Source organism: Bacillus pfraonensis (assembly GCF_050768835.1).
Taxonomy (GTDB): domain Bacteria; phylum Bacillota; class Bacilli; order Bacillales; family Bacillaceae_G; genus Bacillus_A; species Bacillus_A pfraonensis.
In genome coordinates this window covers 81,418-96,718 of record NZ_JAHCDO010000013.1, presented here as the reverse complement: position 1 = coordinate 96,718, position 15,301 = coordinate 81,418, and the positions used below count along the sequence as shown (strand labels likewise).

The window sequence follows — 15,301 nt, the reverse complement described above, 5'->3', positions numbered from 1 at the left end:
TCCGCTACATTAACATTGTTGGATTAAAGTCGATTGAGATCTGCAAATCTTTTTGCATTTCCGCTTGATAATGTTCATTCACCATTTTGAGCACGTACTTTAAGTTTGGTTCCCGCTTGTATTTTATCATGCATTGGTATCGATATCTATCTTTTATCCTTGGAATTGCTGAAGCAACTGGTCCTAGCACCATTGTTTGCTGCAAGCAATGCGTTCGTAAATAACCGACAATTTTTTCCGTTACTTGTACTGCTTTTAATAACTCTGGATGCGAAACGGTTACAAGCGCAACATAGTAGTACGGTGGATATTGCCTCATTTTTCTCATTTGCATTTCTTGTTCGAAAAACACATCGTACTGCTGATCTTTTGCTAATTCTACGCTATAGTGCTCTGGCGTGTACGTTTGAATTACTACCTCTCCCGGTAATTCATGCCGTCCTGCACGTCCACTCACCTGTGTTAATAACTGATACGTTTTTTCACTTGCCCTGAAATCTGGTAAATGCAGCATCGTATCAGCTGTCAAGACACCAACAAGTGTAACCTTTGGAAAATCAAGCCCTTTCGCAATCATTTGTGTACCAAGTAAGATATCTGCTTTCTCTTCACCGAACGCTTTTAATAGCTTTTCGTGCATGCCTTTACGGCTCGTCGTGTCAACATCCATACGGATAACCCGTGCCTCTGGAAATAACTTTGTAATTTCTTCTTCTACCTTTTGTGTTCCTGTACCAAAGAAACGAATATATGAACTATTACAAGCAGGACAAGCATTTGGCATACTTTCCTCATAACTACAATAGTGGCACTTTAAACGATGATTCATTTTATGATAAGTGAGTGATATATCACAATGAGGGCATTGTACGACATAACCACAATCACGGCACATAACAAATGTTGAATGACCTCTTCGATTTAAAAAAAGCACCATTTGTTCTTTCTTTTCTAATCGATCCGCTATTTTCTCATGAAGTAATTTAGAGAACATAGAGCGATTTCCATCCCGCAGTTCTTCACGCATATCAACAACTTCTACTGTCGGCAAAGCCTGTTCATTCATACGCTTTTGCATTGTTAATAGCTCATAAACGCCCTTCTTCGCTCTAGCAAATGATTCAAGTGTTGGTGTTGCACTGCCGAGTACGATGGGACAATTATGATATTGACCTCTCCAGACGGCGACATCTCTAGCGTGATACTTTGGATTATCTTCTTGTTTATAGCTTGATTCATGTTCTTCATCAATAATAATAATTCCTAAATTTTCAAATGGCGCAAAAATAGCAGAGCGTGCTCCAACGACCACCTTTACTTCTTTTCGTAAAATTTTCCGCCATTCATCATATTTTTCCCCAACAGAAAGCGCGCTATGAAGAACCGCAACTTGCGAGCCAAATCGTCCTTTAAAACGGTCCACCATTTGCGGCGTTAACGCAATTTCTGGAACGAGGACAATGGCTTCTTTTCTTTTTTTTAACACCGCAGCAATGGATTGCAAATACACTTCTGTTTTACCGCTTCCTGTAACACCATATAGTAAAAATGGATTATATGTTTCATTTTCAATAGATGACAAAATAGGTGTAATCACTTGTTTTTGTTCATCTGTGAGTGGAAATGGCTTTGTCTGTTCAAAAGCCTCATCGTCATATGGATTACGATATACTTCAACATATTTTTCTAAAAGCAATCCTTTTTTCACAAGCGACTTTATTGGTGCATCTGTTATTTGTAGTTCTTCTGTTAGCGTTTTTAATGCCACACTGTGATAATTTTCTACAAAGTAATACAGTACATCTTGCTGCTTTTTACTTTTTAGTTCAAATGCAGCTGCCTCTAATTGTTCCTGTGGCAATTCTGGCTGAACCACTCTTTGTTTCTTCTTTTGCACTTTATCCTTTACTTTATAGATGACTTCAATCGTTCCACTTGTTATCTCTTTTTGAATCGTACGATACATATGTGGATGCGTGGCAATTTCTTCCCAATCTATCGCTTCTTTTCCTTGAAACCAATCACGGATTTCCGGCGCTACTTCTTCTGGTTTATGGAGCTGTAGTCGCTTTTTATACGTTGCTTTTATTGCAGTTGGAAGCATAACTTGAAAAGCTGAAATTGTATAACATAACGTTTCATCCGTTAGCCAAAATCCAATTTTCAACAATTCTTCATTTAAAACTGGGGTAACATCTAGTATTTCATGTAATGCTTTTAACTTCTTACTTTCCACATCAACTGAATCTTTTATTTCAATAATAAAACCTTGTAATTTTCTTGGACCAAATGGAACGACTACACGCATACCTGTTTGTACAATATCTTCCCATTTCTTTGGGATAACATAATCAAACGGGCGGTCTGTTTGACGTGCCGGTACATCAACGATTACACTTGCAAATTTCATACATAATCCTCTTCTAACATCACTTCGATTTGCAGTAAGATTTCACGTGCAACTTCTTTCTTTGTTAAAAGAGGCAGTCGAATAACTTCTCCATCTTTTCTATACATTGTTACAATATTCGTATCTGTACCAAATCCTGCTCCTTGTGCTTTTACATCGTTCGCAACAATCATATCCGCATTTTTTTCACGCAATTTTTTCGTTGCATATTCTTCTATATTTGTCGTTTCAGCGGCAAAACCGACAAGTACCTGATGTTCTTTTTTCTCACCGAGTGTTTTCAAAATATCGATTGTTCTTTCTAATTCAATAACAGCATCGCCATTTTGCTTTTTCATTTTCTGATCATGTACAATTTTTGGGCGATAATCTGCTACTGCAGCTGTTTTAATGACAACATCCATAAATCCATAATGTTGCATGACGGCTTCTAACATTTCTTGTGCAGATTCTATCTGCACAGTTGTTACATTTACAGGCGGTGTTATCGCAGTCGGACCTGAAACAAGAATGACATCCGCTCCTAAATTAGCCGCAACTTCAGCTAGAGCATAACCCATTTTCCCTGAAGAAAAATTTGTCATAAAACGTACTGGATCAATTTTTTCTCGAGTTGGGCCAGCTGTTACTAAAATTCTCTTCCCTTTTAATGGTTTATATTCCGAAAAAGCTCCTTGCAATCGAGCAAGAATTGTTTCCGGTTCTTCTAATCGACCTTTCGCAACATATCCACACGCTAAAAAACCTTCCCCAGGCTCAATAAATGTATATCCTAACGATTTTAACGTCATCATATTCTTTTGAACAATTTTATTTTCATACATATGCACATTCATAGCAGGTGCAATCCAAACTGGTGCTGTAGTAGCTAACAATGTTGTTGTAATCATATCATCAGCAATACCATTTGCTAGTTTTCCGATACAGTTCGCTGTCGCTGGAGCAACAAGTACAACATCCGCCCAATCTGCTAAATCAATATGAGCGATAACTGCAGAATCTTTTTCATCAAACGTATCCGTGTATACATCATGGCGAGAAAGCGCTTGAAATGTAAGAGGTGTAACAAACTTCATCGCTGATTCACTCATCATTACTTTTACAAGTGCTCCTGCTTGTGTTAATTTACTTGTTAACGCAGCCGCTTTAAAAACAGCAATGCCTCCTGTTACACATAGAAGTATCTTTTTTCCTTTTAGCATATGACTCGTCCTCTTTCTTTTTCAAACTTATTCTGTTGAAATATATTTATTTTAGCTTGTCAGCGCTAGCAGTTCACGAAATAAAACCTATTTCTTTTTAGCTCAGTTCTATCGTAAAAAAATAACAACCTACTTGTAAATAGGTTGTTACCGTTACATAGAAAAGTATAAAGTCTATGTTTTCATTTGTCGAAGAGAATGCCTTACTCAGACACTTTCTCTTCGCTTGGTACATAATTTAACGATTCTGCGTCAATTTCTTCTAATGCTTTACCCACACATTTATGAGAAACAGGCTTTTCAACTGCACAGTCGTTAGCCATTTGCATTTCGCGAGCACGTTTTGCTGCTACTGTTACTAATGTATATTTAGAGTCGATTTTTTTTAGTAATGAATCAATTGATGGATTTAACATATTATATACCCTCCGTCATTTCTTTGTAATATTTTGCTACTCTTTCGCGGCGGCAATGTTCACCAACCACAATAGCTTTAATTCGTTCACAAGCAAGTTCTACTTGATCATTTTCTACCACATAGTCATAAGCGTCCATCATTTCGATTTCTTCTTTTGCTACAGTTAAACGATTTTCAATTACATCTTCAGTCTCTGTACCACGACCTACGATTCGGTTCTTTAGTTCTGATAGGCTTGGAGGAGCCAAGAAAATAAATACACCTTCTGGGAAGGCCTTCTTCACTTGAATTGCTCCTTGAACTTCAATTTCTAAGAACACATCTTTACCTTCTTGTAATGTCTTTTCGACATAATCAATTGGTGTCCCATAGTAATTTCCAACGAACTCTGCCCACTCAAGTAACTTTTCATTACGAATCATTTCTTCAAACTCTTCTCTCTCTTTAAAGAAATAATCTACACCATCCACTTCACCCTCACGTGGTTTACGTGTTGTTACTGAAATAGAGTATTGAAATTTTGTATCTTCATGGCTGAACAGCTCTTTACGAACTGTCCCTTTCCCAACGCCAGAAGGTCCTGAAAGAACGATGAGCAACCCTCTTCTACTTCTCATAAATATGTAAAACCTACCCTTCCTCACTTAAATCTTCTTTATTATTTAAACGATGTGCAATCGTCTCTGGCTGAATTGGACTTAATACAATATGCCCATCATCCATAACAATAACCGCCCTTGTTTTTCTCCCATACGTAGCATCAAGTAACACGTTATGTTCACGCGCTTCCTGTACCGTTCGTTTAATAGGAGCTGACTCCGGACTTACAATAGCAATAATTCGATGAGCAGATACGATGTTTCCATATCCAATATTTAAAAACCGCATGGCCATAGTTTGCGCCTCCTAGTAAGTCTATCCGATTTCTCCACCACGTATAACTTTATATATTTTTTGACAGCTACTCAATATTTTGTACCTGTTCACGAATTTTTTCAAGGTTATTTTTCATTTCTACAACATATTTTGAAATTGTTAAGTCGTTTGCCTTAGAGCCAATCGTATTAATCTCTCGATGCATCTCCTGTACAATAAAGTCCATTTTTCTTCCAACAGGCTCCGCAATCTCAAGCGCTTCACGAAATTGATCTAAATGGCTTTGTAAACGAACTAATTCTTCATGAATATCCGAGCGCTCTGCAAACATCGCTACCTCGGTTAATAATCGTTGCTCATCTAAATCCTGATTATGTAATTCTTTCAAGCGACTTTCTAATCGTTCACGATATCTTTGAATAACAATTGGGGCATGCGGGATAATCGCATTCACACAATTGTGAATTTCTTGTAAACGATATGCTATGTCTTTATGTAATCGTTCTCCTTCGCCGTCCCTCATCGTTTTTAACATACGAGCAGCTTGGCGAACAGCTTCATATAAATTTTGCTCAAATTGTTCATTTACATTTTCCATTTCTTCAATCGTCGTTACTTCTGGCATTGTCATTAATTGTTGAAGTGTAATGGAATCTTGTAATTGAAATTTCATTTTCACGTCTTCCATAATGGATTTATACTGCTCAAGAAGCGGCCAATTCACACTTAACTTTCTTTCAACAAGCCCTTCCCCAGTAATAATAATGGACACTTCAATACGCCCACGGCGAACTTGTTCTGCAATTAACTTACGAATTTTATCTTCAAAAACCATCATTTGTTTCGGAAGTCGAATGTTCATCTCTAAAAAGCGATGATTCACTGACTTCATTTCTACTGTAATTTGAAAAGCGTCGTTTTCCACCTTCGCTCGTCCAAATCCTGTCATACTAGAAATCATCTTTATCACATCCAAGGCATGAAATAACTCAATGAAAAAGGTAATAGAGATGCAACTCTACTACCTTTTGTAAATTATATCACATTTTCATATCATTGACTATTTCAAGTTTAGTCCTTTCTTATATAATACAGGCTTCTTTTTCTCCTTTTTCCCTGTCAATAAAGAGCCGACTAATAAAAATGTTGGAATAGACGATAAACCAACGATTAATAACCAATCTCTCGCTTGAATTGGCATTGTACTAAAAATCGGTTGCAATGGTGGATAATAAATAACCACAAGCATTAATAACACCGAAATAATAACTGCTCCAACTAAATATATATTTCCAAAAGGATTACGATGGAATATAGAGTGTTCACTCCGGCAGTCAAATACATGGATAAGCTGTGCTAAAACAAGTGTAGCAAAAGCTACTGTTTGCGCGTATTTCAATTCATTTGGGTGCTGATTAAACGCAATAATAAATGCAAGTAAGGTTACAATACCAATTAAAAATCCTCGGCTCACAATTTTCCAAGCAAGCCCCCTTGCAAACACCCCTTCTTTCGGATGCCTTGGATTTCTGCGCATAACATCCCCTTCAGCTTTATCTAACCCAAGTGCCATTGCTGGTAAACCATCTGTTACTAAATTCACCCATAAAATTTGAATCGGAACCATTGGAAGTGGCAGTGCGAGCATCATCGCAAATAACATTACCAAAATTTCCCCAACATTTGAAGCTAATAAATAACGAATGAATTTCCGAATATTTTCATATATGTTTCTACCTTCTTTAATTGCCGATTTAATTGTAGCAAAATTGTCATCTAACAATACGAGAGAGGAAGCTTCTTTGGCCACATCCGTTCCGGTAATTCCCATCGCAATCCCGATATCAGCTGTTTTAATAGCCGGAGCATCATTCACTCCGTCACCTGTCATCGCCACAATATGATCTTTATTTTGAAGGGCCTTTACAATTTTCAATTTATGTTCCGGTGATACACGTGCAAACACATAAGTATCTTCCACAATATCTTCTAGTTCATCTACAGACATGCTTGCTAACTCTACACCCTCTACAACGCGACCATTTGGTGGTAAGATTCCTAGTTGTTCTGCAATAGCCATTGCTGTCACTTTATGATCTCCTGTAATCATTACCGTTTTAATACCAGCCTCTTTACACTCTTTTACAGCCTGTTTTACTTCTGGTCTTGGCGGGTCTATCATTCCTTGTATCCCGACAAGCATAAAATCTTTTTCTACTTCTCTTTCATGTTCAATTGAATCCGTTACCTTTAATGGCTTAAACGCCACTGCAATTGTTCTGAGCGCTTGACTCCCAAGACTATGAATAGCCGCCTGTACTTCTTTACGGTATAATTCACTTAAAGGTTGCTGTTTATTTCCCCACAAGATGGTTTGACTCATTTGTAAAAGAACATCAGGTGCTCCTTTTGTGACTACAAATTTTTTACCCTCACGATCCCGAACGATAACACTCATCATCTTACGTGTGGAATCAAAAGGGAACTCATGAATAACTTCAAACTTCTCTTTTAATGCTTCACGTGATATCCCAGCTTTCATTGCTGCTGCAACAAGCGCACCTTCTGTCGGATCCCCATCTAAGACATACGTTTTTTTCTTCTTTACTATGTTAGCATTATTGCATAGACATCCAAATGTTAACAGTTGATATAACGACCTTGCAGATGCTGGATTAATCTTCTGTTCACCTTTCATGAATGCCCCAACAGGCTCGTACCCTTGCCCTGTTACATGCCATGTTTCGCCGCCTGACCACATATGCGTGACCATCATTTTATTTTGCGTCATCGTTCCTGTTTTGTCTGAACAAATAACAGAAGCACATCCTAAAGTTTCGACAGCTGGCAATTTCCGTACAATCGCTCTTTTCTTAATCATACGTTGTACACCAAGTGATAATGCGACCGTAACAATCGCTGGTAGTCCTTCGGGAATTGCTGCAACAGCAAGTGACACACCCGCTAAAAACATATGATACACTTCATTTCCTTGATAGACCCCAGCTAATACGACAAGCGCTGTTAAAATAAGTGCCACAATGATTAGAATCTTTCCGAGTTGTTCCAACCTTCTTTGCAGCGGTGTTTCCATTTGTTCCGCATTTTGTAACATATTCGCAATCTGTCCCATAGCCGTATTCATTCCTGTTGCTACTACTACACCGACTCCAGAACCTCTCGTTATCATTGTCCCCATAAATGCCATGTTTTTTTGATCCCCAATCGCAACATCTTGACCTTTCAATGCTTCCACTTTCTTTTGAACAGGTACAGATTCACCTGTTAATGCCGATTCTTCAATATATAAACTAGATGCTTCAATAAGACGAATATCAGCTCCAATACGATCCCCGCTAGAGAATTTAATGACATCCCCAAGAACAAGTGCTTTTGATGGTGCCTTTATCCATTTTCCATTTCGTAAAACTATCACTTGCGGGGCGGCTAGTTCCTTTAAAGCTTCAAGTGATTTTTCTGCTTTTCGTTCCTGAAAAAAACCAAGAATCCCATTAATAATCACAATTGCTACAATCGCAATTGCATCAATATACTCTCCTAAAAATGCTGAAATAATCGTTGCACCAAATAAAACAAGTACCATAAAATCTTTAAATTGTGATAAAAATACAACGATTGCAGAAGGCCGCTTTGCTTCTTGTAATTCATTTGGACCTAGCTTCTTTAAGCGCCCTTCCGCTTCTTGCTCTGAAAGTCCTACTTTCACATTCGTATTCGTTCTTTCTTCCACTTCATTTGCACGCATTTCATACCAATTCATCTCGCTATCGACCTCCTGATTGCAGACATGCTCTAATGAAAGCTTATTCAGCCCCGTCCAAAAAAATGCTATAATTAACATTTAGTTAGAAAGGAGTGTTCATAATGGCATTCGATGGATTATTTACAAGAGCGATTACACATGAAATTGAAAATTCTCTTCAAACAGGAAGAATTTCAAAAATATATCAACCTTCAAAATATGAGATTTTGTTACATATTCGAGCGAATGGAAAAAATCAAAAATTAATTCTTTCCGCGCATCCTACATATGCACGTATGCACCTTACAACTCAAAGCTATGATTCACCGGCGTTACCACCAATGTTTTGCATGCTTCTTCGTAAACATTTAGAAGGTGGATTTATTGAAAAAATTGAACAAATCGATTTAGAACGAATCATTCAAATTACCGTTCGAAGCCGTAACGAAATTGGTGATGAATCGTTAAAAACATTAGTCGTTGAAATTATGGGCCGTCACAGCAATATTATTTTAGTAGACGCGAAAACGAATATTATTTTAGATAGCCTAAAGCACGTTTCTTTAGCGGTAAACCGCCATCGTACTGTATATGCTGGAGCTGAATATGTTGCACCACCAGCTCAGCATAAAATCAATCCCTTGCAGATTGAAACAAAAGATGAATTTATTAGGCCACTAGACTTTTTAGCGGGAAATATGGATAAACAACTTGTAGGAGCATTTATGGGGATTTCTCCGCTATTCGCAAAAGAAGTTGTAAAAACAGCTGGTATGGTAAATGAAAAGGCATTATCAGAAGCATTTTTCACATTCCAAAAACCACTGCAAGTACACCAATATGAACCAACAATGATAATAGCAAACGGAAAAGAATTCTTTTATTTATTCCCTCTTTCTCACTTACAGGGAGATGAAAAAACATTTTCATCCGTTAGTGAGCTATTAGATCGCTTCTTCTTTGGGAAAGCAGAGCGCGATCGTGTAAAACAGCAAGCTCATGATTTAGAACGATTTATGCATAACGAAAAAACAAAAAATGAAAAAAAATTAATAAAGTTAGAGAAAACTTTACAAGATGCAGGAAAAGCAGACAAATTCCAATTATTCGGAGAGCTTCTTACAGCTAACATGTATGCATTAAAAAAAGGTGACAAAGAAATTGAAGTTGTGAACTACTACGATGAAAATAGTCGAACTGTAAAGATTACGTTAGATCCACTCAAAACACCGTCAGAGAATGCACAACGTTATTTCCAAAAGTATCAAAAAGCAAAAAATTCTGTCGCGATTGTAGAAGAACAAATTGAAAAAACAAATGAGGAGATCCTTTATTTTGATAGCTTACTGCAACAAATGGAAGCTGCTTCTTCAAAAGATATTGAAGAGATTCGCGAAGAATTAGCTGAAGAAGGTTATATGCGTAACCGCAAATCAAAGAATGCAAAGAAAAAACCTACAAAACCAGTGCTTGATAAATATATCGCTAGTGATGGAACTGAGATTTTAGTTGGTAAAAATAATAAACAAAATGATTATTTAACAACCAAATTTGCACGTCGTGATGAAATTTGGTTACATACGAAAGATATTCCTGGTTCTCACGTTGTCATTCGTTCATTAGAACCTACTGAAGAAACGTTATTAGAAGCTGCTAAACTCGCTGCTTATTACAGTAAAGCAAAAGATTCTAGCTCTGTTCCTGTAGATTTCACAAAGATTCGTCATGTCAAAAAACCGAGTGGTGCAAAACTTGGTTTTGTTACATATGATAATCAACAAACATTGTATGTAACACCAGATGCCGATACGGTGATGAAATTAAAAGCTTAAGATTATAGGAAACACAAACACGCAATGATTGTGAGTAATCACTGCGTGTTTTCTTATAAAATTATATAATCCGTCTTTAATAAAAACTCTACCGCCTCATCTCCCCTCCATTATGCCAATATAAATGATAAAAAAATTGACATTTTATATGTTTCATGTAAAAAATATAGACACAAATGAGAGTTATTATCCCTTAACTTTTCGATATCTTAGGTAGTAATCGTTTCTTATACAAAGAAAATCACATTGGCACAATTATTGCTTCATATAGAAGGTGAAAGGGAGGAATCAAAATGACTTCAAGAATAGAGAAAATACAAGAACAACTAGATTAATATGGAGTAGACGGACTACTCATTACAAAAAAGGAAAATCGCCAGTATGCAACTGGATTTACAGGTAGCGCTGGAACCGTATTACTATCCGCAACTAAAGCTGTATTCATTACAGATTTCCGCTATGTCGATCAAGCAAAAACACAGGTACAAGAATCTGAAATCATTATGCATAAAGGAAACATGGAACAAGAGATTGCAAATCAGATAACCAGATTAAACATCAAAAAGTTAGCCATCGAAAAAACAATATGACCTTACAACGATATAGTGCGTTAAGAAAATATACAAGCATCGACCTTGTACAAGTAAGTGAACTAGTAGAAACAATCCGTGCTATTAAAGAAGAGTCCGAAATCGAAACGATTAAAATTGCAGCGTTTCAATCACTGCCTGATGAATGGTTATATAAAACGACACCATTTTGACACGATAAACCTGCAAATAACTATTTCAAATGGTTTCATGTCTTTGAAGACGAAATTAATCATCGGGGACAAATTCGATTGATTAAAAAAATGCAAAAGGCTCATTCTATAAAATAATAAAAAGTGCTATCTCTTAGCGAGGTAGCACTTTTTATGTTTTAGATTCGTTATCTACTAATAGTTTCCCATTTACTTTTGTGACAATTATTCCAACCACCAATAAAATTACAATTAAATATACTAGTTCAGCAAAAAATAGCCACCCTTGAAAGATTGGCATCCTATTTATTTGTTTGTTACCTGCCATTAATATGAATGGTAGTGTAGATACTAAAATGACCAACTCAGTTCCTACAACAATCTTCTATTTTCTACTATATGTTTTTAATTCATCCCAACGACCTATGAATGCGCACACCGCACCTACTGCAAGAATAACTGCTATCCAATCACTATCTATAAAACTCCTTAAAACAATAGATAACAAGAAACAAATTATTACACCATAAAAACCTATTTTCTTGAGCATAAGCCTCTCCCTTTATTCCATTTTTAGGATTATTTGTATTTTAACATCCATTTTTCAACTTGTCATTACAGTACATGAAATTATATTTTTTCTTTCTTCCTATGCACACACACTCACATTCCTTTCATAAAATAAACTACACAAATGCCTAAAGGATGTGAGCATAATGGGAGTAGACTTAACACTTCTGCACGCCGAAATTTTTTACCCGTCATAATTGGGTTAATCGTCACCACAATTGTAGCGATGTTCCTTTTATGACCGTAAGTAAGTTTTTCTTTGCTTGTGGTTCTCTTTTTAATTGTTGAAATAAACCGATTTTAACAAGGTTTTTCAAATTCTATGCCGAAATTATACTAAGAGAGCAATTATTTTAAAACGTTAATAAGAAGCACATTACTTCTTAAGAAAAGGGGACATAACCATGAGTGAATTCATTTTCGTCTTATTTATTTGTCCATTACTTATTTTTATCGTTTCAGTAATTGGGACGCGTAAAACAAGAACGTATTATGTGATGCCAATTGTAACGTTTGCTATTTTTCTTATATTAGGAGTTACATTGTTTCCCCCATCCTTTTTCTTTTGGGTCGGCATGTATAGCATTTTCTCATTTATCGTTTCTTATATGACTTTATTATTTGTAAAAGGATATGAGGTTATAAAAGGGAAACACTAATATCTTTTATATAGTCATTTTAAAAATATGATAAATAAAAATTAAACATTTAATAATTCTATTTGTTCTTATACAAGCAAAAAGTTGACTTACTTTCCAAATAAAGGAAGTCAACTTTTTTTTACTTTTTCTATTCATTTGGATAATATATTGTCATACTCATTCTAGCCAATGTTTCTCCAGAATTATAATATGTATGTGGTCGATCTGCCTTAAATCTAATAGCATCCCCACTTTTTAATTGATACTCAGCCTCACTTACGCGAATCGTTACTTCTCCATCAAAAACAGTGATAAATTCCTCCGTTCTTTCTTTATGAGAATCAGAATGTAATATGCCTTCTTTTTCAATTTCAACAGAATATACTTCGAAACGTCTATCCTCTTGGAACGGAAAATGAGGATAGACTCTATATCTCCCACCGTCTTCAGACAATACTTGAATTTCATTTCTTAAAACAACTGTAGTATCAGGCTGCGGATTATTTATTAAAGAAGTGAAGGAAACCTTTAATCCATTCGCTATTTTCCAAATCGTCGTCAAAGTTGGGCTTGACTCCCCCCTTTCAATTTGCCCAATCATCGCTTTACTGACCCCGCTTAATTGAGAGACTTTTTCTAAACTTAATTTTTCCTTCTCCCTAATCGCTTTTAAATTTTTGGCAAGAATAAGATGAATTTCTTCCATAAAAAATCACTCCTATACCATTTACACTATAACGTCCGTTATGTATAATAAAACAAATAACGTTATAGTGTTCATTTTGGATATTATAACATACATCCATAAAAGGGAGGGTTAACAATGCCTTTATTTTCGTTTTTGTTATTTGTTGTTATTAGTAGTTTTACTCCAGGCCCCAATAATATTATGGCAATGACATTTGCGAATAAACATGGTCTAAAAGAAACATTTAAATTTTGTTTAGGAGTTAGTTTTGGATTCTTCGTCCTCACGTTATTATGTAGTATTTTTAATATTATTCTCACTAACGCGATGCCAATCATTGAAACTCCTTTAACTTTTTTAGGTGTAGGTTATATGTTATATTTGGCTTTTAAAACACTCACCAGCCGTGGGACTTCTAAAGAAAATGCGGATAGAGATCAAAACCTTTTCTTCATCGGTATCTTATTACAATTTATTAATCCAAAAGGAATTCTTTTCGGACTTACCGTCGTAGCAACTTTTATTATCCCCTATTACAATTCATATTCTAGTTATCTTCTTTTCTCCTTATTTTTAGGAATAGTCGGTTTAATGAGTACATTTAGTTGGAGCCTCTTTGGAGCGATGTTTCAAAAGTTTTTATTGCAATATAGGAAACAATTTAATATCGCCATGGCGGTTTTATTAGTATTTAGCGCTATATCCATTCTTCTACAGTAAGTATCTTTGAAATCACAAAAAATCCCTATCTATCACATTTGTTTCTCATAAAAAACACGACCGCGTTTCCCCCGCGGTCGTGTTTTTTAGAATTACGCTGTAATCCAAGCCTCATCAACTGGATTTTTACGCCATTCTTGTAATTTTTTCGTTTCAGCTTGTCCAATCATACCTTTTTCTGCTGCCACTTCAGTTAATGTGCTGTAGTCACTTAAAGAATATGATGCTACGTTTGCTGCTGCTAGTTTTTCTTTTCCTGCTTCAAGCTCATATGTGAAGATTGATACGATTCCTAATACTTCACAACCCGCTTCGCGAAGTGCTTCTACACAAGTAATTGCACTACCACCAGTTGAAATAAGGTCTTCTACTACAACTACTTTTTGACCTTTTTCTGCTTTTCCTTCAATTTGATTCCCTTTACCATGACCTTTTGCTTTACTACGTACGTAGCACATTGGTAAATCCATACGATCACTTACCCATGCTGCGTGCGCAATACCCGCAGTTGCTGTTCCTGCAATAACTTCTACAGTTGGGAAGTGCTCTTTAATTAACGTCTCTAATCCTGAAGCAATCGCTTGACGCACTTTTGGATAAGATAATGTTAAACGGTTATCACAATAAATTGGTGATTTCATACCAGAAGACCATGTAAATGGATCATTTGGTTGTAAAAATACTGCTCCAATTTCTAATAAATGCGATGCGATTTCTTTTTTCATATTGTTACACCTTCCCACTGTTGTTTTACTGTTTTATACGCTTCAAGCGGATTTTCTGCTTTTGTAATACTACGTCCAACTACGATGTAGCTTGAGCCAAGTTCCCTCGCACGTTTCGGTGTTGCTACGCGCACCTGGTCATTTACATCATCACTTGCCAGACGAATCCCCGGTGTTACTGTTACAAATTCATTTCCGCATACTTCACGTAATTTTGGAACTTCAAGTGTTGAACAAACAACTCCATCAAGTCCACTTTCTTTCGTTAATTTTGCATAATGAGCAACCGCTTCTTCTAACGTTTTCTCAATGCCGATCTCTTTTTTCATCATAGCTTCCGAAGTGCTTGTTAGTTGTGTAACTGCAATACAAATCGGTCTCTCTTTTCCTTCTTGTTTACCTTCCTCTAATCCCTCAAGCGCAGCTTTCATCATACTGCTTCCCCCAGCAGCATGAACATTTACCATATCAACGTCTAGACTAGCTAGGCTGCGCATTGCGCTTTTGACTGTATTCGGAATATCATGAAGCTTTAAATCTAGAAAAATTTGATGTCCTTTTTCTTTTAAATACGTAATGATAGCAGGTCCCTCTTTATAAAATAGTTCCATCCCAACTTTGACAAATAACTGTTCCTCTTCAAAGTGGTTTAAAAACTGTTCTACCTCTGCTTTACCTGGAAAGTCCAGTGCAACGATTAAAGACTTTGACATG

General features: G+C 36.3%; 13 protein-coding genes and 3 pseudogenes. 5 read left to right on the top strand and 11 right to left on the bottom strand.

Features of this window, described 5'->3' with window-relative positions; translation table 11 throughout:
* Positions 1 to 4: 4 nt before the first annotated feature.
* The 7 genes from priA to KFD70_RS14170 form a co-directional block, all read right to left on the bottom strand.
* Positions 5 to 2,410 (bottom strand): primosomal protein N', encoded by a 2,406-nt coding sequence (gene priA, locus KFD70_RS14200; protein WP_336452033.1) that lies wholly within the window; start codon positions 2,408 to 2,410, stop codon positions 5 to 7.
* Positions 2,407 to 3,612, bottom strand: coding sequence for a bifunctional phosphopantothenoylcysteine decarboxylase/phosphopantothenate--cysteine ligase CoaBC (gene coaBC / locus KFD70_RS14195; RefSeq protein ID WP_336452034.1), 1,206 nt, complete (start codon positions 3,610 to 3,612; stop codon positions 2,407 to 2,409). Before coaBC ends, priA begins: the two co-directional genes overlap by 4 nt.
* Positions 3,613 to 3,815: 203 nt before the next feature.
* Entirely contained in the window at positions 3,816 to 4,028 is a 213-nt protein-coding gene (gene rpoZ, locus KFD70_RS14190; RefSeq protein WP_174101784.1) for a DNA-directed RNA polymerase subunit omega, read from the bottom strand.
* Position 4,029: 1 nt separating this feature from the next.
* Positions 4,030 to 4,647, bottom strand: a complete 618-nt coding sequence (gene gmk, locus KFD70_RS14185; RefSeq protein ID WP_174101783.1) for a guanylate kinase — start codon at positions 4,645 to 4,647, stop codon at positions 4,030 to 4,032.
* Positions 4,648 to 4,660: 13 nt separating this feature from the next.
* Complete coding sequence (gene remA / locus KFD70_RS14180) at positions 4,661 to 4,924, bottom strand: extracellular matrix/biofilm regulator RemA (protein ID WP_001251459.1); 264 nt, start codon at positions 4,922 to 4,924, stop codon at positions 4,661 to 4,663.
* A gap of 67 nt (positions 4,925 to 4,991) precedes the next feature.
* Positions 4,992 to 5,867 carry a YicC/YloC family endoribonuclease gene (locus KFD70_RS14175; RefSeq protein ID WP_336452035.1) on the bottom strand — a complete coding sequence of 292 codons (876 nt, stop codon included), beginning with the start codon at positions 5,865 to 5,867 and terminating at the stop codon, positions 4,992 to 4,994.
* A 99-nt stretch (positions 5,868 to 5,966) separates the two neighbouring features.
* Positions 5,967 to 8,687: a calcium-translocating P-type ATPase, SERCA-type gene (locus tag KFD70_RS14170; RefSeq protein WP_336452036.1), complete on the bottom strand. Its 2,721-nt coding sequence runs from the start codon at positions 8,685 to 8,687 to the stop codon at positions 5,967 to 5,969.
* A 104-nt stretch (positions 8,688 to 8,791) separates the two neighbouring features.
* Between KFD70_RS14170 and KFD70_RS14165 the strand changes: the two genes are divergently transcribed.
* Together KFD70_RS14165 and KFD70_RS14160 are read left to right on the top strand one after the other, a co-directional pair.
* Positions 8,792 to 10,501: an Rqc2 family fibronectin-binding protein gene (locus KFD70_RS14165; RefSeq protein ID WP_336452037.1), complete on the top strand. Its 1,710-nt coding sequence runs from the start codon at positions 8,792 to 8,794 to the stop codon at positions 10,499 to 10,501.
* A 293-nt stretch (positions 10,502 to 10,794) separates the two neighbouring features.
* Positions 10,795 to 11,261, top strand: a pseudogene (locus KFD70_RS14160) (aminopeptidase P family N-terminal domain-containing protein); the annotation flags it as partial.
* Between the two features lie 154 nt (positions 11,262 to 11,415).
* On the opposite strand, the pseudogene KFD70_RS14155 reads toward KFD70_RS14160, so the two are convergent.
* Positions 11,416 to 11,793, bottom strand: a pseudogene (locus KFD70_RS14155) (YoqO family protein).
* 189 nt (positions 11,794 to 11,982) lie between these two features.
* On the opposite strand from KFD70_RS14155, the pseudogene KFD70_RS14150 reads away from it, so the two are divergent.
* Together KFD70_RS14150 and KFD70_RS14145 are read left to right on the top strand one after the other, a co-directional pair.
* Positions 11,983 to 12,054 (top strand): annotated as a pseudogene (locus KFD70_RS14150) (transporter); the annotation flags it as partial.
* Between the two features lie 163 nt (positions 12,055 to 12,217).
* The gene (locus KFD70_RS14145) at positions 12,218 to 12,472 is read left to right on the top strand and encodes a YbeF family protein (protein WP_431613209.1); all 255 of its coding nucleotides are present in this window, start codon (positions 12,218 to 12,220) and stop codon (positions 12,470 to 12,472) included.
* A gap of 130 nt (positions 12,473 to 12,602) precedes the next feature.
* Here the strand turns inward: KFD70_RS14145 and KFD70_RS14140 are convergent, their stop codons facing one another.
* Complete coding sequence (locus tag KFD70_RS14140) at positions 12,603 to 13,160, bottom strand: helix-turn-helix domain-containing protein (protein ID WP_336452040.1); 558 nt, start codon at positions 13,158 to 13,160, stop codon at positions 12,603 to 12,605.
* A 117-nt stretch (positions 13,161 to 13,277) separates the two neighbouring features.
* Between KFD70_RS14140 and KFD70_RS14135 the strand changes: the two genes are divergently transcribed.
* The gene (locus tag KFD70_RS14135) at positions 13,278 to 13,862 is read left to right on the top strand and encodes a LysE family transporter (protein WP_336452041.1); all 585 of its coding nucleotides are present in this window, start codon (positions 13,278 to 13,280) and stop codon (positions 13,860 to 13,862) included.
* A 92-nt stretch (positions 13,863 to 13,954) separates the two neighbouring features.
* On the opposite strand, the gene pyrE is transcribed toward KFD70_RS14135, so the two are convergent.
* The gene (gene pyrE, locus KFD70_RS14130) at positions 13,955 to 14,587 is read right to left on the bottom strand and encodes an orotate phosphoribosyltransferase (protein WP_336452042.1); all 633 of its coding nucleotides are present in this window, start codon (positions 14,585 to 14,587) and stop codon (positions 13,955 to 13,957) included.
* The gene (gene pyrF, locus KFD70_RS14125) at positions 14,584 to 15,300 is read right to left on the bottom strand and encodes an orotidine-5'-phosphate decarboxylase (RefSeq protein WP_336452043.1); all 717 of its coding nucleotides are present in this window, start codon (positions 15,298 to 15,300) and stop codon (positions 14,584 to 14,586) included. Before pyrF ends, pyrE begins: the two co-directional genes overlap by 4 nt.
* Between the last annotated feature and the right edge of the window lies 1 nt (position 15,301).